The sequence below is a fragment of the Polaribacter aquimarinus genome, assembly GCF_003129485.1.
In the GTDB taxonomy this organism is placed as follows: Bacteria; Bacteroidota; Bacteroidia; order Flavobacteriales; family Flavobacteriaceae; genus Polaribacter; species Polaribacter aquimarinus.
Genome location: NZ_QFFG01000019.1, coordinates 1 through 801 on the forward strand (window position 1 = coordinate 1; position 801 = coordinate 801).

Genomic DNA, 801 nt, shown 5'->3' on the forward strand with positions numbered 1-801 from the left:
CAAACACGTTACCTGCAAGCTGAATGAGCAACACGCTGAAAAAAATAACACCATTGCTAATTTTGATGATTATTGCAATCATTCAAGCAATACAGATATTTTTCAGCGAATCTGATGGACAAGGCTGGGGCTTGTTATTAGCATTTGCTTTAATTGGATTTGCAATTGGATTTCTAATTGTCGACTTACTTCTCAAAAGGTTCATTAAAAACTGGAAAAAAGTAATGCTAGTAGAAAGTGGAATTGTTCTGCTTTTCATAGCTTGGTATCAATATCAAAATAGACCTTTGATTTTTGAGCTGCCCAATAATTTTAATCAAAACTATGTGACAATCATATACGACGTTGACAACGCAAATGAACTTGGTATTAATTCATTTACTTTAAGAAAAAAGATAGAAGTCCCGAAAGATGGAATTATACTGACATCCTCGAAAATAAGTGAAACTCTGCCAAAAACTGACTTTAAATCTTTTGACGGTGAGTCCTTTAACGAGAGCGGAAATCAAAAAATGTTCATTAAACTAACAGACTCTGAATTTGAATTAAATAATCGGATTTATAAGTTTAAAACTTGGCGTATTGGAGAAGGAGAATTTATGGTTTCAACAAGTAAGGATTATGACAATTATAAAAGAAAATTAATTAAAGAATTTGAAAAAAAAGCCAGCAGGTAACAATGTATAACCGCAATTACGGCGGATTCGACTACGTCCGAATCCACTCGGAATTGCTAAAGCCTGTGCTAAACCGAAAATTAACGCATATTAACCCGTAACTGACGGTTATACGAGACCGTTG

At 33.8% G+C, this 801-nt stretch carries 1 protein-coding gene; it reads left to right on the forward strand.

The genetic code is table 11. The features are described from left to right. Positions 1-23 precede the first annotated feature (23 nt). The gene (locus DIS07_RS14975; protein ID WP_109406078.1) at positions 24-677 is read left to right on the forward strand and encodes a hypothetical protein; all 654 of its coding nucleotides are present in this window, start codon (positions 24-26) and stop codon (positions 675-677) included. Positions 678-801: the final 124 nt, after the last annotated feature.